Annotated in this window: 21 protein-coding genes; 13 read left to right on the top strand and 8 right to left on the bottom strand. The window is 66.4% G+C overall.

Annotation, left to right across the window (positions count from 1 at the left end):
• The first annotated feature begins 84 nt into the window (after window positions 1-84).
• The 6 genes from ACFSGX_RS14730 (at window position 85) to ACFSGX_RS14705 (ending at window position 6,886) form a co-directional block, all read left to right on the top strand.
• A complete protein-coding gene (locus ACFSGX_RS14730) occupies window positions 85-1,656 on the top strand; it encodes a hypothetical protein (RefSeq protein ID WP_380931052.1) in 1,572 nt (523 codons plus the stop codon).
• A 196-nt stretch (window positions 1,657-1,852) separates the two neighbouring features.
• On the top strand, window positions 1,853-2,407 hold the full coding sequence (locus ACFSGX_RS14725; RefSeq protein WP_380931160.1) for a F0F1 ATP synthase subunit delta: 555 nt from the start codon (window positions 1,853-1,855) through the stop codon (window positions 2,405-2,407).
• Between the two features lie 2 nt (window positions 2,408-2,409).
• Window positions 2,410-3,939 carry a F0F1 ATP synthase subunit alpha gene (atpA, locus tag ACFSGX_RS14720; protein WP_380931050.1) on the top strand — a complete coding sequence of 510 codons (1,530 nt, stop codon included), beginning with the start codon at window positions 2,410-2,412 and terminating at the stop codon, window positions 3,937-3,939.
• Window positions 3,940-4,028: 89 nt separating this feature from the next.
• The gene (locus ACFSGX_RS14715; RefSeq protein WP_380931048.1) at window positions 4,029-4,910 is read left to right on the top strand and encodes a F0F1 ATP synthase subunit gamma; all 882 of its coding nucleotides are present in this window, start codon (window positions 4,029-4,031) and stop codon (window positions 4,908-4,910) included.
• 85 nt (window positions 4,911-4,995) lie between these two features.
• Entirely contained in the window at window positions 4,996-6,483 is a 1,488-nt protein-coding gene (gene atpD / locus ACFSGX_RS14710; protein ID WP_380931046.1) for a F0F1 ATP synthase subunit beta, read from the top strand.
• A gap of 136 nt (window positions 6,484-6,619) precedes the next feature.
• A complete protein-coding gene (locus ACFSGX_RS14705) occupies window positions 6,620-6,886 on the top strand; it encodes an ATP synthase F1 subunit epsilon (RefSeq protein ID WP_380931044.1) in 267 nt (88 codons plus the stop codon).
• A 356-nt stretch (window positions 6,887-7,242) separates the two neighbouring features.
• On the opposite strand, the gene ACFSGX_RS14700 is transcribed toward ACFSGX_RS14705, so the two are convergent.
• Window positions 7,243-7,770, bottom strand: a complete 528-nt coding sequence (locus ACFSGX_RS14700) for a GNAT family N-acetyltransferase (protein ID WP_380931042.1) — start codon at window positions 7,768-7,770, stop codon at window positions 7,243-7,245.
• Between the two features lie 113 nt (window positions 7,771-7,883).
• Between ACFSGX_RS14700 and ACFSGX_RS14695 the strand changes: the two genes are divergently transcribed.
• Window positions 7,884-9,383: a CpaF family protein gene (locus tag ACFSGX_RS14695; protein ID WP_380931040.1), complete on the top strand. Its 1,500-nt coding sequence runs from the start codon at window positions 7,884-7,886 to the stop codon at window positions 9,381-9,383.
• Window positions 9,384-9,578: 195 nt separating this feature from the next.
• Here ACFSGX_RS14695 and ACFSGX_RS14690 read toward each other — a convergent pair whose 3' ends face one another.
• Entirely contained in the window at window positions 9,579-9,764 is a 186-nt protein-coding gene (locus ACFSGX_RS14690; protein WP_380931038.1) for a hypothetical protein, read from the bottom strand.
• Window positions 9,765-9,822: 58 nt separating this feature from the next.
• Between ACFSGX_RS14690 and ACFSGX_RS14685 the strand changes: the two genes are divergently transcribed.
• The 3 genes from ACFSGX_RS14685 (at window position 9,823) to murJ (ending at window position 13,141) form a co-directional block, all read left to right on the top strand.
• Window positions 9,823-10,626: a class I SAM-dependent methyltransferase gene (locus ACFSGX_RS14685; protein WP_380931036.1), complete on the top strand. Its 804-nt coding sequence runs from the start codon at window positions 9,823-9,825 to the stop codon at window positions 10,624-10,626.
• Between the two features lie 115 nt (window positions 10,627-10,741).
• Window positions 10,742-11,248 carry a protein-export chaperone SecB gene (secB, locus tag ACFSGX_RS14680; RefSeq protein WP_380931034.1) on the top strand — a complete coding sequence of 169 codons (507 nt, stop codon included), beginning with the start codon at window positions 10,742-10,744 and terminating at the stop codon, window positions 11,246-11,248.
• A gap of 312 nt (window positions 11,249-11,560) precedes the next feature.
• The gene (gene murJ / locus ACFSGX_RS14675; protein ID WP_380931032.1) at window positions 11,561-13,141 is read left to right on the top strand and encodes a murein biosynthesis integral membrane protein MurJ; all 1,581 of its coding nucleotides are present in this window, start codon (window positions 11,561-11,563) and stop codon (window positions 13,139-13,141) included.
• 68 nt (window positions 13,142-13,209) lie between these two features.
• Here the strand turns inward: murJ and ACFSGX_RS14670 are convergent, their stop codons facing one another.
• Both ACFSGX_RS14670 and ACFSGX_RS14665 read right to left on the bottom strand, forming a co-directional pair.
• Window positions 13,210-14,070 carry a hypothetical protein gene (locus ACFSGX_RS14670; protein WP_380931031.1) on the bottom strand — a complete coding sequence of 287 codons (861 nt, stop codon included), beginning with the start codon at window positions 14,068-14,070 and terminating at the stop codon, window positions 13,210-13,212.
• Window positions 14,067-14,516, bottom strand: a complete 450-nt coding sequence (locus ACFSGX_RS14665; protein WP_380931029.1) for a hypothetical protein — start codon at window positions 14,514-14,516, stop codon at window positions 14,067-14,069. Before ACFSGX_RS14665 ends, ACFSGX_RS14670 begins: the two co-directional genes overlap by 4 nt.
• 371 nt (window positions 14,517-14,887) lie before the next feature.
• Here ACFSGX_RS14665 and trpS point away from each other — a divergent pair, with 371 nt between their 5' ends.
• From trpS to ACFSGX_RS14650, 3 genes are all read left to right on the top strand, one after another.
• Window positions 14,888-15,886 carry a tryptophan--tRNA ligase gene (trpS, locus tag ACFSGX_RS14660; RefSeq protein ID WP_380931159.1) on the top strand — a complete coding sequence of 333 codons (999 nt, stop codon included), beginning with the start codon at window positions 14,888-14,890 and terminating at the stop codon, window positions 15,884-15,886.
• Between the two features lie 349 nt (window positions 15,887-16,235).
• On the top strand, window positions 16,236-16,946 hold the full coding sequence (locus tag ACFSGX_RS14655; RefSeq protein WP_380931027.1) for a DUF4136 domain-containing protein: 711 nt from the start codon (window positions 16,236-16,238) through the stop codon (window positions 16,944-16,946).
• 271 nt (window positions 16,947-17,217) lie between these two features.
• Window positions 17,218-17,853 (top strand): energy transducer TonB, encoded by a 636-nt coding sequence (locus ACFSGX_RS14650; protein ID WP_380931026.1) that lies wholly within the window; start codon window positions 17,218-17,220, stop codon window positions 17,851-17,853.
• 18 nt (window positions 17,854-17,871) lie between these two features.
• Here the strand turns inward: ACFSGX_RS14650 and dnaA are convergent, their stop codons facing one another.
• The 4 genes from dnaA to uvrC form a co-directional block, all read right to left on the bottom strand.
• On the bottom strand, window positions 17,872-19,278 hold the full coding sequence (dnaA, locus tag ACFSGX_RS14645; RefSeq protein WP_380931158.1) for a chromosomal replication initiator protein DnaA: 1,407 nt from the start codon (window positions 19,276-19,278) through the stop codon (window positions 17,872-17,874).
• Window positions 19,279-19,777: 499 nt separating this feature from the next.
• A complete protein-coding gene (gene rpsT / locus ACFSGX_RS14640; RefSeq protein ID WP_157177695.1) occupies window positions 19,778-20,041 on the bottom strand; it encodes a 30S ribosomal protein S20 in 264 nt (87 codons plus the stop codon).
• A 124-nt stretch (window positions 20,042-20,165) separates the two neighbouring features.
• Window positions 20,166-20,978 (bottom strand): bifunctional DNA-formamidopyrimidine glycosylase/DNA-(apurinic or apyrimidinic site) lyase, encoded by an 813-nt coding sequence (gene mutM, locus ACFSGX_RS14635; RefSeq protein WP_380931024.1) that lies wholly within the window; start codon window positions 20,976-20,978, stop codon window positions 20,166-20,168.
• 172 nt (window positions 20,979-21,150) lie between these two features.
• Window positions 21,151-23,073 (bottom strand): excinuclease ABC subunit UvrC, encoded by a 1,923-nt coding sequence (gene uvrC, locus ACFSGX_RS14630; protein ID WP_380931022.1) that lies wholly within the window; start codon window positions 23,071-23,073, stop codon window positions 21,151-21,153.
• Between the last annotated feature and the right edge of the window lie 76 nt (window positions 23,074-23,149).

The following is a 23,149-nucleotide window of genomic DNA, read 5'->3' as shown; positions in this document are numbered from 1 at the left end:
CCGACGACAACGAAAAATACAGCTTTCGCGGATACTTCGATCCGTCATAGCATCCTGACAAAGATGTTCGGGGGGACGAGGACGATGACGAAACGATTCTGGCACGCGGCGATCGCGGCGGCCTTGACAGGCGCGCTCGCCACGCCGGCCACCGCCGCGTGGTTCGAGGCGCGCAGCGACCATTTCGTGATCTACGCACCGGGCAGCGCGGACACCGCACGCGACTACGCCACCCGGCTCGAACGGTTCGACAAGGGGCTGCGCGTCATGCGCGGCCTGCCGGAACGGCCGTCCGACCGGGCGAACCCGCTGTACGTCTATGTGCTGCCCGATGCCGCCTCGATCGAACGGCTCTGCGGCAGCGGCGGAAACCGCAAGGAAAGCACCTGCCGCAACGTCGCCGGTTTCTATCAGCCGCGCGCCGGCGGCTCGGTCGCCTTCACGCCGCGTCGCTCGGGCAACGGCGGCCAGTTCGAACTGAACGCACAGACGGTGCTGTTCCACGAATATACCCACCACTTCATGTACGCCAACTACACCGCCGCCTATCCCGGCTGGTTCACGGAGGGGTTCGCCGAATTCAACGGCACCGCGCGCAGCGAACGCGACGGCGGGCTCGGCTTCGGCATCCCGGCCATGCACCGCGGCTACAGCCTGATGAACGGCGGCAAACCGCTGACGCTGGAGGAATTGCTGACCGCCGACAGCCGCAAGTTGAACCAGGACGAGCGCGAGGCACTCTATGGCCGCGGCTGGCTGCTCACCCATTATCTCACGTTCGAACGCAAGCGCGACGGACAGCTCAGCACCTATCTGCGCGAACTGAACCGCGGCAAGCCCAGTCTGGAGGCCGCCAAGATCGCGTTCGGCGACCTGAAGATCCTCGATCGCGATGTCGAACGCTACCTGTTGTCGGCCAAGATGCCCTATCTGCCGATCGCGAAGGACAAGCTGCCGATCGGCGAGGTTACCATCCGGCCGCTGTCCCCCGGCGAAACCGCGATGATGCCGGTGCGTATGCGGTCCGAACGCGGCGTCAACGCCACCACCGCCACCGCGGTCGTGGCGCAGGCCCGCACGCTCGCCGCGCCTTATGCCGCCGACCCCGTCGTCCAGGCCTGGCTTGCCGAGGCGGAATATGACGCGCGTCAGGACGACCGGGCGGAGGCGGCCGCCGACCGCGCGCTTGCGGTCGATCCGAAATCGCGGGAGGCTTTGCTCTACAAGGGCCGCGTCCACATGCGCCGCGCGGTCCAGGCCAAGGCGACCGACCAGGCCGTCTGGCGCGAGGCGCGCAGCTGGTTCGTCAAGGCCAACCGGCTCGAACCCGACGATGCCGAACCGCTGATGCTGTTCTACGACAGCTTCCGCCCGTCGGGCCAGCGCCCGTCCGCCAACGCGATCATCGGCCTGAACCAAGCGTTTGCCTTGGCACCGCAGGATGCCGGCCTGCGCTTCCGCGTCGCGCGCGAATATATCCGTGACGGCAAGCGCAACGAGGCCAAACTCGTCCTCGCCCCCCTCGCCTATGATCCGCACCGCGGCCCAGACAGCCCCGCCGCCAAACTCATTGCCAGCCTCGACTCCGCCGACGAAGCCGCGATCCGCACCGCCAGCGACGCGGCCGACGCCCAAGACGACAGCGATTCGGAATAAGACCTGCCTGCACGCGTCGCTCGGCCCTCCCCGGCATGACGCGCGCGGCAGGCTTCTGCCCCTGCAACCGAACCCTGCCCGCCACCAACCTTGCATCCGCCGGGGTCCGATGCTAACCGCCCCCCACCATGCAGAGGGACGCAAACGCGCCCCCTTTTTTCGCATGGGCGAACAGCATCACGGGGCGGGGACGGGCGTGGAGACTTCCGGCGGTATTCAGGCAAGTCTTGGCGGGCGCTACGCCATGGCGCTGTTCGAACTCGCGCGCGACGAACGGCAGATCGACGTCGTGTCGGCCTCGCTGTCCACGCTGAACCAGGCGGTTGCCGGGTCCGACGACTTCCGTCGGCTCGTCACCAGCCCGCTCATCAACCGGACCGATGCCGCCCATGCGGTCGCCGCCGTGGCGCCGCAGCTCGGCCTCGATCCGTTGACGACGAAGTTCCTCGGCGTGCTGGCCTCCAACCGTCGCCTGCGCGATCTTCCCGCCATCATGCGGTCCTATCGCATGCTCGCGGCTGACCATCGCGGCGAAACCACGGCGGAAGTCGTCTCGGCCCACCCGCTCGACGCGGACCAGCTCGAAGCGCTCAAGACCAAGCTGAAGGCGCAGACCGGCAAGGACGTCTCGATCGAGGCGACTGTCGACAAATCCATTCTCGGCGGCCTCATCGTCAAACTCGGCTCGCGCCAGGTCGATGGGTCGATCCGCACCAAATTGAACATGCTCGCGCAGGCGATGAAAGGCTGAACATGGATATCCGCGCCGCAGAAATCTCGAAGGTCATCCGCGACCAGATCGCCAATTTCGGCACCGAAGCTCAGGTGTCCGAAGTCGGCACCGTCCTGTCGGTGGGTGACGGCATCGCCCGCATCCACGGCCTCGACAACGTCCAGGCCGGCGAGATGATCGAATTCTCGAACGGCGTGCAGGGCATGGCGCTGAACCTCGAAGCCGACAATGTCGGCGCCGTGATCTTCGGCTCCGACGCCGAAATCGGCGAGGGCGACATCGTCCGCCGCACCGGCACCATCGTCGACGTCCCCGTCGGCAAGGGTCTGCTCGGCCGCGTGGTCGACGGCCTCGGCAACCCGATCGACGGCAAGGGGCCGATCGTCGCCGAGAAGCGCATGCGCGTCGAGGTGAAGGCCCCCGGCATCATCCCGCGCAAGTCGGTGCATGAGCCCGTCCAGACCGGCCTGAAGGCGCTCGACGCGCTCGTGCCCGTCGGCCGCGGCCAGCGCGAATTGATCATCGGCGATCGCCAGACCGGCAAGACCGCCGTCGCGATCGACACCTTCATCAACCAGAAGCAGGGCCATCAGGGCGACGACGAGAGCAAGAAGCTCTACTGCATCTACGTCGCCGTCGGCCAGAAGCGCTCGACCGTGGCGCAGATCGTCCGCGCGCTGGAGGAGAACGGTGCGATGGAATATTCCATCGTCGTCGCCGCCACCGCGTCGGAGCCGGCCCCGCTGCAGTTCCTCGCACCCTATACCGGCTGCGCGATGGGCGAATATTTCCGCGACAACGGCATGCACGCCGTCATCGTCTACGACGATCTGTCGAAGCAGGCCGTCGCCTACCGCCAGATGTCGCTGCTGCTGCGCCGTCCGCCGGGCCGCGAAGCCTATCCGGGCGACGTGTTCTACCTGCACAGCCGCCTGCTCGAGCGTGCGGCCAAGATGAACGACGACAACGGCAACGGTTCGCTGACGGCGCTGCCGATCATCGAAACGCAGGCCGGCGACGTGTCCGCCTACATCCCGACCAACGTGATCTCGATCACCGACGGCCAGATCTTCCTCGAAACCGAACTGTTCTACCAGGGCGTCCGCCCGGCCATCAACGTCGGCCTCTCGGTCAGCCGCGTCGGTTCCGCCGCGCAGACCAAGGCGATGAAGAAGGTCGCCGGCTCGATCAAGTTGGAGCTGGCGCAGTACCGCGAAATGGCGGCCTTTGCGCAGTTCGGTTCCGATCTCGACGCCTCGACGCAGCGCCTGCTGAACCGCGGCGCGCGCCTGACGGAACTGCTCAAGCAGGGTCAGTATCAGCCGCTTCCGTTCGAGGAACAGGTCGTGTCGATCTTCGCCGGCGTGAACGGTTTCCTCGACACCGTCCCCGTCGCGGACGTGACGCGTTACGAGGCCGCGCTGCTGACCCACATCCGGTCGCACGACACCGCGATCCTGACCACGATCCGCGACAGCAAGGACCTCTCGAAAGAGACGACCGAAGCGCTCAAGGAAGCCATCGGCCACTTCGCCAAGACGTTCGCGTAAACACGATATAGCCCTCCCCCCACCGGGGGAGGCTATGGTGGGGGGCGTCACTGGACGCACCCTCTTCGACAGGGAAGACACAGCCTAGGATGGCCAGCCTCAAGAGCCTCAAGGTCCGCATCACCTCGGTGAAGTCGACCCAGAAGATCACCAAGGCCATGAAGATGGTGGCCGCCGCGAAGCTGCGCCGAGCGCAGATGGCGGCCGAGGCCGGCCGTCCCTACGCCGAACGGCTCACCGCCGTGATGGCGAGCCTGGCCGGCAAGGTCCAGGTCGGCCCGAACAGCCCCAAGCTGCTCGCCGGCACCGGATCCGACCAGCGCCACCTGATCGTCGTCGCCACGTCCGAACGCGGCCTCGCGGGTGCGTTCAACAGCAACATCGTCCGCGCCGCGCGCAAGAAGGCCGACGCGCTGATCGCCGAGGGCAAGGACGTGAAGTTCTACCTGATCGGCAAGAAGGGCCGCGCGGTCCTCAACCGGCTGTTTCCCGGCCGCATCGTCCACCAGGTCGATCAGACGCACATCAAGAACGTCGCCTTCACCGACGCGCTCGAGGTCGCCCGCGACCTGATTGCCCGGTTCGAAGCCGGCGACTATGACGTGGCCGAACTGTTCTACGCGCGCTTCCAGTCCGCTCTGGTCCAGGTGCCGACCGAGCAACAGATCATCCCCGTCTCGATCCCCAAGGTCGAGGGCACCGCCGAACCGGTCGCCGCCGCGACCGAGTATGAGCCCGACGAGGAGACGATCCTGGCCGAACTGCTGCCGCGCAACGTCGCGATCCAGCTGTTCCGCGCGATGCTGGAAAATGCGGCCTCCGAGCAGGGCAGCCGCATGAACGCGATGGACAACGCCACCCGCAACGCGGGCGACATGATCAACCGCCTCACCATCCAGTACAACCGCAGCCGCCAGGCCGCGATCACCACCGAACTCATCGAAATCATCGCGGGCGCGGAAGCGCTCTAAACACTATACATCTGCCGTATCGCACCTCCGCTCTGGCGGGGGACCGCCGCGACGGTAGACTTTTGGAAGGCAAGGGACGAACTCGATGGCAACCGCACCAGCATTTACCAGTTCAACACCGGCCACGCCCACACTGGCGACCAACAATGTCGGCCGCGTGTCGCAGATCATCGGCGCCGTCGTCGACGTGACGTTCGAGGACAAGCTCCCCGCGATCCTCTCCGCGCTCGAGACGACGAACCAGGGCAACCGCCTCGTGCTCGAAGTCGCCCAGCATCTCGGCGAGAACACCGTCCGCACGATCGCGATGGACTCGACCGAGGGCCTGACCCGCGGCCAGCCCGTGACCGACACCGGCACGCAGATCCTCGTCCCCGTCGGCCCGGCCACGCTCGGCCGCATCCTGAACGTCGTCGGCGATCCGATCGACGAGCGCGGCCCGGTCAATGCCGCGACGCGCATGCCGATTCACGCCAAGGCCCCGGAATTCATCGACCAGTCGACCGAGTCCGCGATCCTCGTCACCGGGATCAAGGTCATCGATCTGCTCGCACCCTATGCGAAGGGCGGCAAAATCGGCCTGTTCGGCGGCGCCGGCGTCGGCAAGACCGTGCTGATCCAGGAACTGATCAACAACATTGCCAAGGGCCATGGCGGCACCTCGGTGTTCGCCGGCGTGGGTGAGCGGACCCGCGAGGGCAACGATCTCTACCACGAATTCCTCGACGCCGGCGTCATCGCCAAGGACGCCGACGGCAATCCGCAGTCGGAAGGCTCCAAGGTCGCGCTCGTGTTCGGCCAGATGAACGAGCCGCCGGGCGCCCGTGCCCGCGTCGCGCTGTCGGGCCTGACGAACGCGGAATATTTCCGCGACGTCGAGGGCCAGGACGTGCTGTTCTTCGTCGACAACATCTTCCGCTTCACGCAGGCCGGGTCCGAAGTGTCCGCGCTGCTCGGCCGCATCCCGTCGGCCGTGGGCTACCAGCCGACGCTGTCGACCGACATGGGCCAGCTGCAGGAACGCATCACCTCGACCAACAAGGGGTCGATCACCTCGGTTCAGGCCATCTACGTGCCCGCCGACGATCTCACCGATCCCGCGCCCGCCACGTCGTTCGCGCATCTCGATGCGACGACCAACCTCAACCGCGCGATCTCCGAACTCGGCATCTACCCCGCGGTCGATCCGCTCGACTCCACGTCGCGCATGCTGTCGCCCCGCATCGTCGGTCAGGAGCATTACGACACGGCCCGTGCGGTCCAGTCGCTGCTCCAGCGGTACAAGTCGCTCCAGGACATCATCGCCATCCTCGGCATGGACGAGCTGTCCGAAGAGGATAAGCTGACCGTCCAGCGCGCCCGCAAGATCCAGCGCTTCCTGTCCCAGCCGTTCCACGTCGCAGAGGTCTTCACCGGCATCAGCGGCAAGTTCGTCCAGGTCGAAGACACGGTCCGCAGCTTCAAGGCGATCGTCGCCGGCGAATACGACCACCTGCCGGAAGCGGCCTTCTACATGGTCGGCGGCATCGAAGAAGCCGTCGCCAAGGCCGAAAAGATGGCTCAGGAAGCGTAAGAACCTAAAGCCCCCTCCCCTTCAGGGGAGGGGGTTGGGGGTGGGGGGCAACAGCACCTCACCAACGACAGATCCGGGTGAAGCGGTCAGCCCACCCCAACTCCTCCCGCTAAAGGGAGGGGCTTAGGAAAACCCGATGCCCAACCTCCACTTCGAACTCGTTACCCCGGAAAAGCTGCTCCGTTCGGAGGACGTCCACATGGTCGTCGTCCCCGGCATCGAAGGCGACTTCGCGGTCCTCGAGGGCCACGCACCCTTCATGACCGTCATCCGCCCCGGCGAGATCGCGATCTACAGCTCGGCCACGACCGTCACCGGCCGCATCGCCATCGAAGGGGGCTTTGCGGAAGTGAACGAAAAGGGCCTCACCATCCTGGCCGAGGCCGCAACCGAAGTCGCCTAACGGCATCCAAGCAACAGCCACTTCCACTCACCCGTCTATCCCGAGCGAAGTCGAGGGACCCGTCGAGCGTAGCCGAGACGGCCTACAACACCCCAAGGTTACGCTTGGGGGAGAGCGTGCCTCGACTGCGCTCGGCTTGGACGGTTATTGGGTGGTGCGCCGCGGGGGTCGCGGGACCGCAAGGCCGTGACACCCAGCCGAACCCACACCCCACCCCCGTTCGGTTCGAGCTTGTCGAGAACGCCGCCCGTTCACCCCGCTCCCAACCCCGTTTGGTTCGAGCCTGTCGAGAACCCTGCGCCGTTCTCGACAGGCTCGAACCAAACGGATCAGCGGGGTCGCCTCAGCCGCGGCAGTCACTCAAACCCCCGCCCCATAACGAGATCATCATAAACCTGCCCACCCACAGTAAACGTCCGCCGCCCGATCGGGGCAAACCCCATCCGCCCGTAAAAGCCGATCGCCCGCGCATTGCCGCCGTGCACGCCCAGCGTCACCCGCGCCGCCCCCATGTCGCGCGCGCCCTCCAGTACCGCCGCCATCAGCGCCGCCCCAGATCCCTGCCCCTGCGCGATCCCGAGCAGATAGATCCGCCGCAGTTCCACATCGCCGTCCAGAACACAGTCCGCCGGCAAGTCCGGCGCCGTCAGCACCGCATAGCCCATCACCGCCCCCAGCGGCGCGGTCGCCACGAACACCCGCGACCCCGCATCCGCCAGCCAGGCGGCATACACCTCCGCCCCATGCCGCGCGGCCACATGCGCCAGCAGGTCCGCCGCCGGGATCATCCACGCATAGCTTTCCAGGAACGTCGCGCCCCCGACCAGCGCCAGCGCATCCGCATCCGCATCCGCATCGCCCGCCCCCGCGGCCCGTATCGTCACGTCCATCCTCATCCTTTCGCCTGCACGGTTAGCGAATTGTAAAACCTCGCCCGCTAACCCTGCCGCCATAGCAGGCACGGCGTGTATGTCCGTGCTCGACGAGGACGATCGGCATGAGTGCATTCGGACGGCGCAGCGGATCGGGCGGCGCGGGCTCGCGCCCCGCCTTCGGGGTGGCGCGCCCCATGCAATCCGTCGGCACGCCCATCGACGCCGGCACGCAATTCCCCTCGCTCGACACGCTCCCCGGCGCGGAGCCCGGCAGCGAGATGCCGCTGTCCGACGCCATGACCCGCCTCGCCGATCGCCAGGCCGCGTCCGGAGAGGCCGGCAGCAACAAGCCCGAGGGCTTCGAGGCGTCGGTCCACAAGATCAAGGAACAGGTCCTCCCCCGCCTGCTCGAACGCGTCGATCCGGAGGCCGCCGCGACGCTGACCAAGGACGAGCTGGCCGAGGAATTCCGCCCGATCATCGGCGAGGTGCTCGCCGATCTCAAGATCACGCTCAACCGCCGCGAACAGTTCGCGCTGGAAAAAGTGCTCGTCGACGAACTGCTCGGTCTCGGCCCGCTCGAGGAACTGCTCGCCGATCCGCTCATCACCGACATCATGGTGAACGGTCCGAACCAGGTCTATATCGAGAAAAAGGGCCGGCTCACCATCGCGCCCGTCGTGTTCCGCGACGAGGAACATCTGTTCCAGATCGCGCAGCGCATCGTGTCGAAGGTCGGCCGCCGCGTCGATCAGACCACGCCGCTCGCCGACGCCCGCCTCGCCGACGGCTCGCGCGTCAACGTCATCGTCCCCCCGCTTTCGCTCCGCGGCACCGCGATCTCGATCCGCAAATTCTCCGCCAAGCCGATCACACTCGACATGATGGCCAGCGGCGGATCGATGTCGACCAAGATGGCCACCGCGCTCAAGATCGCGGGCGCATCGCGGTTCAACATCATCATCTCGGGCGGTACCGGCTCGGGCAAGACGACGATGCTGAACGCGCTGTCCAAGATGATCGACCCCGGCGAACGCGTCATCACGATCGAGGACGCCGCCGAGCTCCGGCTGCAGCAGCCGCACTGGCTCCCGCTCGAAACCCGCCCGCCGAACCTGGAAGGCAAGGGCGCGATCACGATCCGCGATCTCGTCGTCAACGCGCTCCGCATGCGGCCCGACCGCATCATCCTCGGCGAAATCCGCGGGCCGGAATGTTTCGACATGCTGGCCGCGATGAACACCGGTCACGACGGCTCGATGTGTACGCTCCACAGCAACTCCCCGCGCGAGGCGCTCGCCCGCATGGAGAACATGGTGCTGATGTCCGACATCAAGGTGCCGAAGGAAGCGATCAGCCGCCAGATCGCCGACTCGGTCGACCTCATCATCCAGGTGAAGCGCCTCCGCGACGGCTCCCGCCGCATCACCAACATCACCGAGGTGATCGGCATGGAGGGCCCGGTCATCGTCACCCAGGAACTGTTCAAGTTCGAATTCATGGACGAGGGCAGCGACGGCATGATCCAGGGCGAATACCGCGCCATGGGCCTCCGCCCCTACACGCTCGACAAGGCGCGACAGTTCGGCTTCGACCAGCCGTATCTGGAGAGCTGTTTGTAGATCTTCCGCCGCCGGTAAGACGCAAGCGAGAGCCAAACACAACAGAAAGCCCCTCTCCTTCAGGGGAGGGGTTGGGGTGGGGGCAACAGCTCCTCACCCACGACCTCACCGGGTTGAACAGGTCAGCCCCACCCCAACCCCTCCCCTAAAGGAGAGGGGCTAAGAAGAGGAACCAGCTCAAGCCCCCAACCGAACCTACCCCCGCAACCCCAACACCAAACACATCACCGCCACGAACAAAGCCGCCACCGTCACCCCGCTCCACGGCATCCAGCCGACCCCCGCGACATGCCGTCGCCGCTGCCGCACGCGCTCCATCACACCCGCCGCCACGGCGACCAGTACGGCCGCCCCCGCCGCCCACAGAAGCAAGTCTTGCAACCCCGTCTCCCCGCCGCAATAGTCGCGCCCTGAGAAGAACTAGAACCGGAGAGCCGTCATGCGCCACCATTTCCTCTGCCTCGCCGCCGCCACCGCGCTCGTCGCCCCCGCGGCGCTCCCGGCGCAGGCGCCCTCCGCCGCGATCAAGGCCGCCGTCGCCGCCCCCACCCGCACCCCCGCCAACCTGGCGCGCGACCGCTACCGCCACCCGGCGCAGACGCTCGCCTTCTTCGGCGTGAAGCCCACCGACACGGTCGTCGAATTCTCGCCCGCCGGCGGCTGGTACACCGAGATCCTGGGGCCGCTCGTCAACGGCAAGGGCCGCTACATCGCGCTCGTCGGGTCCGCCAAGGGCGCCGACTCCGCGACCAAGATGCTCGAGGCGAAACGCGCCGCGGTCGGCCCCGCCGCCACGGTCGCCACCATGGATGCCGCCGCCGGCACCTCCACCGTCCCCGCCAACAGCGCCGACGTCGTGCTCACCTTCCGCAACATCCACAACCTGACGATGGGCGGCGGGGCCAACGCCGCGGGTGCATTCAAGGCGTGGTTCGCCATGCTCAAGCCCGGCGGCACGCTCGGCATCGTCGAACATCGCCTGCCCGCCGCCCGCCCCGCGACGGACGAGAAGACGAGCGGCTACCTGAAGCGCACCACCGTCGTGGCGCTTGCCCAGGCCGCCGGTTTCCGCCTGGCCGGCGAAAGCGAGGTCAACGCGAACCGGAAGGACAAGGCCGATTATCCCAAGGGCGTCTGGACGCTGCCGCCCAACTACGCCGAGGGCGACACGGACCGCGCGAAATATGCCGCGATCGGCGAAAGCGACCGCATGACGCTTAAATTCGTCAAGCCGCGCCGCTGATCCGCGTCGCGCGTCGCCGGCCCGCACTCCACCCCTCCGGGCCGGCGACAGGGTTGCTCCCCTCGCGCCGGACCGCTATCGCCCGGCCTTTATCCTCCCCGATCAGGAACATGACATGGCCGAGAACGAAGGCATGACCGACGCCGACACCCCAATGTTCACCGGGGACGACACCGCGCCGCAGGTCGGCGTGATCGCGCAATATGTGAAGGACTTCTCGTTCGAGAATCCGAACGCACCGATGATCTACCAGCAGCAGGCCCAGCCGCGGATCGACGTGCAGTTCAACATCGGCTCCACCACCGTGGGCGAGGACATCTACGAGGTCATCCTCAAGATCGAAGCCAAGGCATCGGTCGAGGACCAGACCGCGTTCGCGATCGAGCTGAGCTATGCCGGCCTGTTCGGCATCCGGAACGTCCCCGACGACCAGATGCAGCCCTTCCTCCTCGCCGAGGCCCCGCGCCTGCTCTTCCCCTTTGCGCGCCGCATCGTGGCCGACGCCACCCGCGACGGCAACTTCCCCCCGCTGATGCTCGAACCAATCGACTTCGCAGCGCTCTATCTGTCGCAGCAGCAGGGCGCCACCGACGGCCAGGGCCAGCCCATCGGCCACGCCTGAGGGTTTGCGGGCGCCTAACGCGCTGCCCGCGAACCAAAGCAAGCCCCCTCCCCTTGAGGGGAGGGGGTTGGGGGTGGGGNCCCCCCCCCCCCCCCCCCCCCCCCCCCCCCCCCCCCCCCCCCCCCCCCCCCCCCCCCCCCCCCCCCCCCCCCCCCCCCCCCCCCCCCCCCCCCCCCCCCGCGGTGTCATCGCACATGAGCCACGCGCGGCCCTGCGAACCGGTTGACCGAGCGCGGCAACCAATCGAGACACGCTGCCGACCACCTCGCAGCGCGACACACCGCCCCGCCGCCCGGAAATGAGGAACCCCGCATGAGCCTCGTCCGCAACACCGCGACCATCGGCGGCTTCACGCTGATCAGCCGGATCCTCGGCCTCGTCCGCGATGTCCTGATGGCGCGGTTCGTCGGTGCGGGCTTCGCGTCGGATGCGTTCCTCGTCGCGTGGCGGCTCCCCAACCTGTTCCGCGCGCTGTTCGCGGAAGGCGCGTTCGCCTCCGCCTTCGTCCCCATGTTCAACCGCACGATTGCAGAGGGCGAAACGGACGGCAAGGACGGCCTCCCCGCCGGCCGCCGCTTTGCCGAGGACGTGCTGTCCGTCCTGTTCCCGTTCCTCGCGGTCTTCACCACGCTCGTCATGCTCGTCCCCGGACCCGTCGTCTGGGCGATCACCTTCGGGTTCCGCGAAAGCGGCGGCGCAGAGAAACTCGCGCTCGCCACCGAACTCACGCGCATCACCTTTCCCTACCTCATGCTGATCTCGCTCGTGTCGCTGCTCGGCGGCATCCTCAATTCGCTCGGCCGCTTCTGGGTCAACGCCGCCGCCCCCGTCCTGCTCAACATCTGCATGATCGCCGGACTCATCTTCTTCCGCGGCGCGACCGGCATCGACACCGCCCGGACGCAGGCGATCGCCGTCACCATCTCGGGCGTCGCACAACTCGCCTGGCTCATCTGGTCCTGCCGCCGCGCCGGCATCGTGCTGCGTCTCAAGCGTCCGCAGCTCACCCCCCAGGTCCGCAAGCTCCTCGTCATCATCTGGCCCGCCGCGATCGGCGCCGGCGCGGTCCAGTTCAACCTGATGATCTCGACGATGCTCGCCTCCGGCTTCCTCGGCGAAGGCGCGGTTTCCTACCTCTATTATGCCGACCGGCTGAACCAGTTGCCCCTCGGCCTGATCGGCATCGGCGTCGGCACCGCCATCCTGCCCGCCCTCTCGCGCCAGATCGGCTCGGGCAACGACGGCGCCGCGGTCCACACCCAGAACCGCGCGATCGAACTCTCGCTGCTCCTGACCCTCCCCGCCACCGTCGCGCTCATGCTGTCCGCCACCCCGCTCGTCCGCGGGCTGTTCCAGGGCCTGCGCTTCACCGCGGAGGCGACCGAAGGCTGCGCCGCCGCGCTCACGGCCTTCTCGTTCGGCCTGCCCGCCTACATCCTGATCAAGGTGCTCACCCCCGGCTTCTACGCCCGGTCGGACACGCGCACCCCCGTGCGGATCGCGATGATCGCGATGGTCGCCAACCTCGCGCTCAACCTCGGCTTCGTGTTCCTGACCCCGCTTGGCTATGTCGGCCTCGCCTTCTCGACCGCCGCCGCCGCGTGGCTCAACGTCGCGATGCTCTACATCACGCTCCGCCGCCGCAACCACTTTGCGGTCGACGCGCAACTCGCCCGCCGCACCGTGCGGCTCGGCGCCGCCAGCGTCGCGATGGGCGCCGTCCTGCTGCTCCTGAATCCCCTGATCGACCCCTATACCGCCGGCCCCATCCCGATCCGCGCCGCCGCCCTCACCGCCCTCATCGCCGCCGGCACGGTCACCTACGCCGCCGCCGCCTTCCTCTTCCGCGCTTTCTCGCTCGCGGAGTTGAAGGGGCTACGGAAGCGGGGTTGATCACCTTGGCATCGACCACTTACCAGGTTCTTAGCCGACGGAGACACCTCGAACACTACGGTTCCTACTCACGCAACCGCATCAGCAAGGCCAAATTGCTGGAGTTCGGTCACCGAGTTGCTGAATGGATGACCGAACGAATCGGGTGTGATGCGAACGCCAAGTTCCTCAAGGGTTAGCGCCGCGGACAGCACCTCGAAGAGCAGTGTTGCATCGTGTACCATATGGCCCAAATCACCGAGGAATGCGTCTTCGCCGTGTGCGAACTTGCCCCGTATGCGCGGAAGTACTTTAGCGAGTTTATCAAGTCTCTCCGGGAGCAAATCATCGCCTAGAGTTGCCCGCACACGAGCCATTGCGTCTGCAATACGAATGGAGAGCGAGGCAGAATTCAACGGACTCAGAAGGGCCTGTGCCCTATCAATAGAGACGTCCGCGCCGCTCTCGATGAATACCTTACATGCTGCCGTCGCAGCATCGGTGATGACCTCACGTTTGATCTCCTCCCGCTGACATTCATAGAACGTAGGTACCGACTCGAACCATGCTGCGGCATCCAAGAAACGGCGTCGACTGATTTCCCGCTGATTATCCAAACAAACTGTCGCGAGGGCGTGACTTTGAAGCCATCGGCTCTGACGGTTGACCCATGTTGCGAGCGCGCTCTGATAGGTCTCTGTGTCAAACATCGGAGTGGACAGGCAGCGGCGCCCATATTGAGGATCTATATCTTTACCGTTCGGCCTCCAGCGCGCGTGAACATCGTAATGAGGCAAGGCACCCCATCGATCCACTTCACCTTCGGTAACGAATGAAACGGAGACTGGGCTTATTACTTCCCCCACCATTAACGACATAAAATCGCATACACTGAGCATATCAGTTATAGCCGAATGAATTAGCGTTGGCTGAGTATAGGTGAGTTTCACCTGGCCTCCTCCTGCGCGGTTTGACCCTGCACCGTTGCGTTTGTCGAGACTAGGATGTGGCCTGAAATTTGCAGGCGATCAGCCTTGGCGGCAAATGCTTGGCATCGCTCGTGGTCGATTAGATCAACAAGATACCTCATCCCCTTGTGCGGTTCTTGTTCTAGTTCTGCTAACGTAATGTTATCCGTCGCGAGATGTCGACTGACCCGATGCCCCCGATACATCACTGCAAGCATCTCATTAGTCGGCCTAAAACTCATAATTTTAACAGACGGGGCATATACAAATTCCTTCGGGCCGACGAACGACAAGTTTGCTTCATACACTTCGTGGGCGGTGACGAAATTTGAGGATCGACTAGTCCGATACAAACCCGTTAAAGTAGCGAATTTATTGTTATCTAATGCCACCGAAATTCTGTCGGGCATAATGTGGGCATCGAACATCTCCCGTGGATGCTGATGCTCTCGATCAACCTCTAATCTTACATGGTTCTGGTCTATATGAACGACTGCTTTAGAGCAGTCGGGCAGTATAGCTAAATAGCGGCTAGGTTTTGTCATCAATGTCCCCCCTGAATTTTGGGATGAACATAACATAGAGTCGATTGCGAAATGGCGTCCGCTCGCTGATTGATTTTCAAGCGCTCGCGTGTGCCGATTGCGCACGGCGAGCCCGTTTTATACCTGTGTCTATTGCTAGATTGGTCGTGAACGAACATTCGTCAGATGGCCACCGCCGCGGCGCGATTCCCCCATTCCCCCCAACCCCAAGCTTGACGCCGCCCCCGCCCTCGGCGAAGGCCCGCGGCATGGCCATGCGTATCGTCTCGGGCATCCAGCCCACCGGAAACCTCCACCTCGGCAATTATCTGGGGGCGATCCGCAACTGGGTGCGGATGCAGGACGAGATGCCGGCGGACGGCGAATGCCTGTTCTTCCTGGCCGATCTCCACGCAATCACCGTCCACAACGACCCGGCCACGCTCGCCGCCAACATCCGCGAGATGGCCGCCACGATCATCGCCTGCGGCATCGACCCGGCGCGCGCGATCCTGTTCCGCCAGCGCCATGTCCCCGCCCATGCCGAGCTGTCCTGGTTGCTCAACGGCACCGCGCGGATCGGCTGGCTGAACCGCATGACGCAGTTCAAGGAGAAGTCCGGCAAGAACCGCGAGGGCGCCTCGGTCGGGCTCTTCGCATACCCCGTGCTCCAGGCCGCCGACGTCCTGCTATACCAGGCGACGCACGTCCCGGTCGGCGACGATCAGAAACAGCATCTTGAACTCGCGCGCGACATCGCGACGAAGTTCAACGCCGACACCGGCACCGACCTGTTCACTCTGCCCGACCCGATCATCCCACCCGCTGCCGCGCGCATCATGTCGTTGCGCGACGGCACGGCCAAAATGTCGAAGTCCGACCCGTCCGACGCCAGCCGCATCGCGCTGACCGACGATGCCGACACGATCGCCGCGAAGATCCGCAAGGCGAAGTCCGACGCCGACGCGCTTCCCGCGACCGCGGCCGAACTTGCCGACCGGCCCGAGGCGCGCAACCTCGTCGGCATCTACGCCGCCCTCGCCGGCATCACCCCCGATCAGGTCCTCGCCACCCACGCCGGCCAGGGCTTTGGCAGCTTCAAGCCCGCGCTCGCCGATCTTGCCGTCGAAACACTCTCGCCGATCCGCGACCGCCTCCTCACCTTCCGCGCCGACCCCGCGGAACTCGACCGCCTCCTCGCCGACGGCGCAGCCCGCGCCCGTACGCTCGCGGCCCCGACCCTCGCCGCTGCCTACAGCGCGCTCGGCCTCTAGGAAGCAACGAAACCGCCCATCCCGAGCGAAGCCGAGGGACTCCGTCGCGCGCAGCCGAGACGGCCAACCGCCGCTCCACCATGCCACGCGTGTCGCTGCCCCCACCACGCCCGCTCCGCAGGCAAAGTTCATCCCCCCGCTGGGAAACGCGAAACGACCCCCCATATCGTTGAAACCAGATGCAAACCCCGGCCAGCGCCGGGTTTGCGCCCCGAACCGCGTCCCCCACGGGCGCATATCAAGCCCAGGCAACGAATCCGCGGATCGGATCGTTCAATCCCCGTTCAGGCAAAACGCCCTATATCACGGGTCAACTGCCTAGAAGTCCGCCCGCCAGAAGGTCACACCCATGTCGCTTCGCCGCACCGTCCTTACCCTCGCCGCTCCGCTCTCGCTGCTCGCGCTCAGCGCCTGCGCCACCCCGTTCGCTGCGGACGTCTCGCGTTACCAGCGTATGCCGGCCCCCGCCGGGCAGAGTTTCTACATCCAGGCGCTCGATCCCAACAAGCGCGGCGGTCTCGAATTCGCGCAATATGCTGGCTACGTGACGCAGGAACTCGGCCGCCAGGGGTACCGCCCGGCCGCCAGCCCGGCGTCAGCGACGCTCGTCGTCTCGCTCGACTACGGCGTCGACAACGGTAATGAAAAGGTCGTCTCCACCCCCGGTTTCGGCGGAGGCTTCGGTGGCGGCGGGTTCGGTTACGGCGGTCTCGGCTATGGCGGGTTCGGCCGGTTCGGCTACGGCCGCTACGGCTTCGGCTCGCCCTTCTTCTACGGCTATGGCGACCCGTTCTTCGGCGGCGGGTTCAACAACGTCCAGAGCTACACCTACTTCACCAGCTTCCTCGATATGCAGATCAGCCGCACCGCCGACGGCGAGCGTCTGTTCGAGGGCAAGGCCCGCGCCCGCTCGCGCACCGACAGCCTGCCCGCAATCGTGCCGAACCTGGTCGAAGCGATGTTCACCGCCTTCCCCGGCCGCTCGGGCGAGGAAGTCCGCATCACCATCCCGGAGGACGACCGCCCCGCCACGATCCGCGACCGCAACCGCCGCCGCTAAGGTCCAGCCCACGCGCGACAGACAAAGCCCCGACCGCAAGGCCGGGGCTTTTCTGTATCGGGACGGTGACGGAAGCGGATCGGGCTAAGGACGTCCGCGGTCCACACCCCCCAACCGTCATCCCGGCGAAAGCCGGGATCTCCCATCGGTCAAGGGTAACCCAGCGCCCAAACCTGACCCGTCGCCGAACACCATCGGCGTTCGGGAAATCCCGCCTTGCCGCCGCGCAGCTACGCGATATCATCCCCGACAACAGGGGAACCACCAGACCATGATCGACCCATTCACGACGCTCGCCGTCGCGGCGACGCTCGCGCTGACCGCCCCGGCCCCGCTCCCATCGAAGTCCGCGGCGACGGACCTCTCCCGCCCGGCCGCCACGATCACGTCGCCGGCGGAATGGGTCACCCCGGACGACTACCCGCCCATGGCGATCCGAACCAAGCAAGAGGGCACGAGCCAGATCACGTTCCGCGTCCTGCCGAACGGCCGGGTCACCGGCTGCGAAACCGACCAGTCTTCGGGCTCCGACCTCCTCGACGCGATGGCCTGCGCCCTGGTCCAGACACGTGCCCGCTACACCCCCGAACTGGATGGCAAGGGCCGCGCGGTCGAAAGCGCGTCCAAGACGCTGCGCTTCACCTGGCGGTTACCTAAGGACGACCCGATCCCGCAGACGGCCGGGTTCGGCGCGCCCTTCCGTTTCGAGATGGAGGTCGATATCGACGCGGCCGGCAAGGTCGCCGACTGTCGCGTCGTGACCCGAACCGGTACCGCCCCAGTTCCGCTCGGCGATCCATGTCTCGAAGTTCGTGCCAGCCCGGGCGTCACGCCCCTGGCCAAGGATGGTAAGCCGGTCCCGTCCCGCATGACAATCGTAAGCAGCCTGTCTCACGCCCCGCGCTGATCGCGCCAGGGCCCCGCCTCAGCCCTCCAGCTGCCGGATCAGCAGCCGCACGTCGGCATCCAGCTCCGCATCCTGCGCACGAAGCTTCTCGATCTGCTTCACCGCGTGGATCACCGTCGTGTGATCGCGCCCGCCGAACCGCCGCCCGATCTCGGGCAGCGAGCGCGGCGTCAGCTGCTTCGACAGGTACATCGCCACCTGCCGCGGCCGCGCGACCTCACGCGCCCGTCGTGCGCTCGACATCTCGGTCTGGCGGATGCGGTAATGGTCCGACACGCGGCGCTGGATCTCCTCGATGGTGATCCGCCGCTGGTTCGCGCGCAGCAGGTCGGCCAGCGTCTCCTGCGCGAAATCCATGTCGATCGTCCGACCGAGCAGCGTCGCATAGGCAACCACGCGGTTCAGCGCGCCTTCCAGCTCACGGACGTTCGCGCTGATCCGTTTGGCCAGGAACATCGCGACGTCGGCCGGCACGGTGGCGCCAGTCATGCCCTCAAGCTTCTTGTCGATGATGTTCAGCCGCAGCTCGAAATCGGCCGGGTTTACGTCGGCGACCAGGCCCCAGCCCAGCCGCGACAGGATCCGGCTCTCGATCCCCTCCAGGTCCTGCGGCGACCGGTCGGCGGTGATGATCAACCGGCGCCCGGCCGAAATGATCTCGTTCATCGTGTGGAAGAATTCTTCCTGCGTCGAATCCTTGCCGGCGATGAACTGCACGTCGTCGATCATCAGCAGGTCGGCCGACCGCAGCCGCGCCTTGAATGTCAGCGTGTCCTTCGCGCGCATCGCGGACACGAACTCGAACATGAACTTTTCGGCGGACATGTAGATCACGCGCGCGTCCGGATGCCGCGCCAGATAATCCTGCCCGATCGCGTGCATCAGGTGGGTCTTGCCCAGCCCGGTGCCGCCATGCAGGAACAGCGGGTTGAACGTCACCGGCCCACCCAGCGCCAGCGTCCGCGCCGCGTTGTACGCCACCTCGTTGGCCTTGCCGACCACGAAGCTGTCGAACGTGTAGCGCGCCTCAAGCGGTGTCCCGATCATCGCAAGCGGCGCTGCCGCCTCGACGACCGCGACCGGTACCGTCGGCTCGATCGCGGACGGGCTGTCCGCGCCGAAGCTCGCCAGCCGGACCGATTCGCTGCGCGCCGCGACGCGCACTTCGGTCACGTGCGGCAGGACCGCGCGCCAGCTCGCGCGCAGCTGGTCGGCGAAATGCGTCGCGACCCAGCTCGCCATGAAATCGGATGGTGCGGCCAGCGTCACGACGCCGCTGTCGTCGTCGAACCCGTCCAGCCCCAGCGGCTTCAGCCAGCCGTCGAACGTGCGCGCACCCAACGACCGGCGAAGCATATCGCGGACGGCGATCCATGCGGCCTCGACCGGGGACATCCCGGCGGCAACATCGTCGATCGCCTCCATTGCAACTGCCACGCCCGTCTCCCCCTCGCCCGCGCCCACCCCGATGGCGGCGACGTGACCGCCTCGGCCGATCCGCATGCCCGAACGGGCACGACCGCGCCGCCCCCGCTCAGGGGCACACGCTCCCGATCCGGCAACCATGAAAAGTCGCCGACCGGAGTCCGGATCACCAAGACTGTTTGCCGCCAACGGGGAGAGTCGCCCCGCGGCAGACCCCTTTCTAGGGACAGCGACGGACCGCGATCAATCCCGGTTATTGTCACCGAACCGAAATAAACCGATTGACAGCCAAACCCCGCGGAAATGCGTTCCGCCCGGTGCATGCCATTGTTCCGAAACGACTATTTTCGGAACGTTGCCATGATGTTCCAAACGAATCAATGGCCGACCCACGCAAATCCGCGGTTTCTGCGAACGCAAAAAAACCCGGCGACCATGGGGTCCCCGGGCTTTTCTCTTTGGTCGTAAACCGCCGGACGACCGGCGGCTTCGGCTCGGCTCAGGCCAGCGCGGCGACGCGCTTGGTCAGGCGCGAAATCTTGCGCGACACGGTGTTCTTGTGCAGCACGCCCTTCGACACGCCACGCATCATTTCCGGCTGTGCCGCCAGCAGCGCGGTCGCGGCCGCATCCTTGTCGCCCGTCGCCAGCGCCAGTTCGACCTTCTTCACGAACGTCCGGATCCGGCTCACGCGTGCGCCGTTGATTTCGGCGCGACGCTCGTTGCGACGGATACGCTTCTTGGCTTGTGGCGTGTTCGCCATAGAAATCAGTCCTCGACAGGCAAAAGGTTTAAGCGGCGCAGGCGCAGGCCCGCTCCGGGAAGGCGCGTTCCCTACTGCGATTCCATGACAGGGTCAACCGCGACCCCGGTTTCCAGCCCACTTGTTAGCGCTGGCATTTCCGGCACCAGAAGGTCGATCGCCCGCCCTCCGCACGGCGTTCCACCACTCCCCCGCACGGGCACGGCTCGCCGGTCCGGCCATAGACCCGGAACTGCGTGCTGAAATAGCCCAGATTGCCGTCCGGCTGCGCATAGTCGCGCAACGTCGATCCGCCCGCGTCGATCGCCGACAGCAGCACCGCGCGCACCGCATCGACCAGCCGCCCCAGCCGCCGCGGCCCGATCGCCCCGCCCGCGCTCGACGGCGCGATCCCCGCCATGTTCAGCGCCTCGCACACATAGATATTGCCCAGCCCCGCCACGATCCGCTGATCGAGCAGCAGGGCTTTAATGGGCCCCGCCCGCCCGGCCAGCTTCGCGCTCAGATACGCCCGGTTGAACTCGGCCCCCAACGGCTCCGGCCCCAGTGCCGCGAACGCCGGAAACGCCTCCACCGCGTCGGTCCGCACCAGGTCGATCGACCCGAACCGCCGCGCATCGTTCAACGCCAGCCGCCGCCCCGCATCGGTCTCCAGCACCAGATGGTCATGCTTCCCCACCTCGCCCGGATCGATCCGCCAGCGCCCGGACATGCCCAGATGAAAGATCATCGTATCGCCGCGGTCCGTGCTCACCAGCCCGTACTTCGCGCGCCGCCCCAGCCCCGTCACCACCGCCCCCGTCATCCGCTGCCGCAGATCCACCGGGATCGCCCGCCGGATATCCGCCCGACGCGGCTCCACGAGCGTCAGGCGCGCCCCTTCGAGCACGGGGCGCAGACCCCGCACGGTCGTCTCGACTTCTGGCAATTCAGGCATGGGCGGGAGATATGGTCGGGGACAGCTCGGGGCAAGCGCGCGCCCACCACCCCCGTTCGGTTCGAACCTGTCGAGAACCCGCCCCCAAGCCCAAACCCCGTCCGGTTCGAGCTTGTCGAGAACTCAGCGCAGCGTTCTCGACAAGCTCGAACCGGACGGGGCGGCGCTTACGTCACCCCCCGGCATGAAAATGATCATGGATCGCCCGCGCCATCGCCGCGGACACCCCCGGCGCGCGCTGCAGATCCTCCAGCGCCGCCGCGCGCACCGCCTTCGCCGTCCCGAAATGCATCAGCAGCGCCTTCTTCCGCGCCGGGCCGATCCCCGGCACGTCGTCCAGCGGGTTCGCGGTAAACGCCTTCGCCCGCTTCGCCCGGTGCGCGCCGATCGCGAAGCGGTGCGCTTCATCCCGCAGCCGTTGCAGGAAGAACAGCACCGGCGAATTGAGCGGCAACATCGACTCGCGCCCGCCCGGCATGTGGAAATGCTCGCGCCCCGCATTGCGGTCCGGCCCCTTGCTGATCCCGACGACGGGCACGTCCTGCACCCCCATCTCCTCCAGCACCGCGCACACCGCCGACAGCTGCCCCTTGCCGCCGTCGATCAGCAGCAGGTCCGGCCACTCCCCGCTCGTCCGCTCGGGGTCCTCCTTCTCCAGCCGCGCGAACCGCCGCTCCAGCACCTCGCGCATCATCGCGAAATCGTCGCCCGCCGCCGTCTCCGGCCGCTTGATGTTGAACTTGCGGTAGGCACCTTTCCGGAACCCCTCCGGCCCCGCGACGATCATCGCGCCGACCATGTTGGTGCCCATGATATGGCTGTTGTCGTACACCTCGATGCGCCCCGGCGGCGCCTCCAGCTCGAACAGGTCCGCAACCTCCGACAGCAATTTCCCCTGCGTCGTCGACTCCGCCAGCCGCCGGTCGAGCGCCTCGATCGCGTTGCGGCTCGCCTGCGCGACCAGCTTCACCTGGTCGCCGCGCTGCGGCTGCTTCAGCTGCACCTTGCGCTCCGCCTTCTCGGTCAGCGCCGCCTCGATCAGCACCGCTTCCGGCAACACGCGGTCGAGCAGCACCAGCTTCGGCGGCGGCACTTCCTCGTAAAATTGCATCAGGAACCCGGCGAGCACCTCGTCCTCCGGCACCTCTGCGGTATGCGCGGGGAAGAAGCTGCGATGCCCCCAATTCTGACCCCCGCGGATGAAGAACGCCTGGATCCCCATCACGCCCGACCGGTTGGCCAGCGCGAAGACATCCGCATCGCCGATCCCCTCCGCGTTGATCGCCTGCGTCCCCTGGATGAACGTCAGCGCGCGCAACCGATCGCGCAGGATCGTCGCCAGCTCGTAATCCATCGCCTCGGCGGCGACCGACATCTGCTCGCCCAGCTTCTTCTGCACCTGCGTCGACTTGCCGCCCAGAAACGCCTTCGCGTCGCTCACCAGCTCGGCATAGTCCTCCTTCGCGATCCGGTCGACGCACGGCGCGGAACAGCGCTTGATCTGGTGCAGCAGGCACGGCCGCGACCGGTTGGCGAAGAAACTGTCGGTACAGGACCGCAGCAGGAACAGCTTCTGCAGCGCGTTCAGCGTGCGCGTGACCGACCCCGCACTGGCGAACGGCCCATAATATTGCCCCACCGCACGCCGCGCCCCGCGATGCTTCTGCACCCGCGGAAACGCATGATCCTCGCGCAGCAGAATGAACGGAAAGCTCTTATCGTCGCGCAGCAGGACGTTGTACGGCGGCCGGTACCGCTTGATCAGCTGCGCCTCCAGCAGCAGCGCCTCCGACTCCGTGTTGGTCGTCACGATCGTCATCGACCGCGTCTGCGCCACCATCCGCGCGATGCGTTTCGGCAGGCGCGACACCTGCACATAATTGCCGACGCGGTTCTTAAGCGCCTTCGCCTTGCCGACGTACAACACGTCGCCCTTGGCGTCCTGCATCCGGTACACGCCGGGGCGCAGCGGCAGCGTCGACAACACGTTCCGGATCGCCGCCACCCCCGCCTCGATATCGGGCGCATCGCTCCCCCGGACGGTAAAGGCGGATTTCTCCTCGTTGAAACGGTCGGTGCTGGTCGTATCGCTCACTCCCGCGATCTAGGGACCTGGACACGAAACGGGAAGCCCTGCGGGGGAGTGCCGGTCAGGAACAGGTCAGGAACCC

Source organism: Sphingomonas arantia (genome assembly GCF_042682045.1).
GTDB classification, from domain to species: domain Bacteria; phylum Pseudomonadota; class Alphaproteobacteria; order Sphingomonadales; family Sphingomonadaceae; genus Sphingomonas_R; species Sphingomonas_R arantia.
This window is presented reverse-complemented; position numbering and strand designations above follow the sequence as displayed.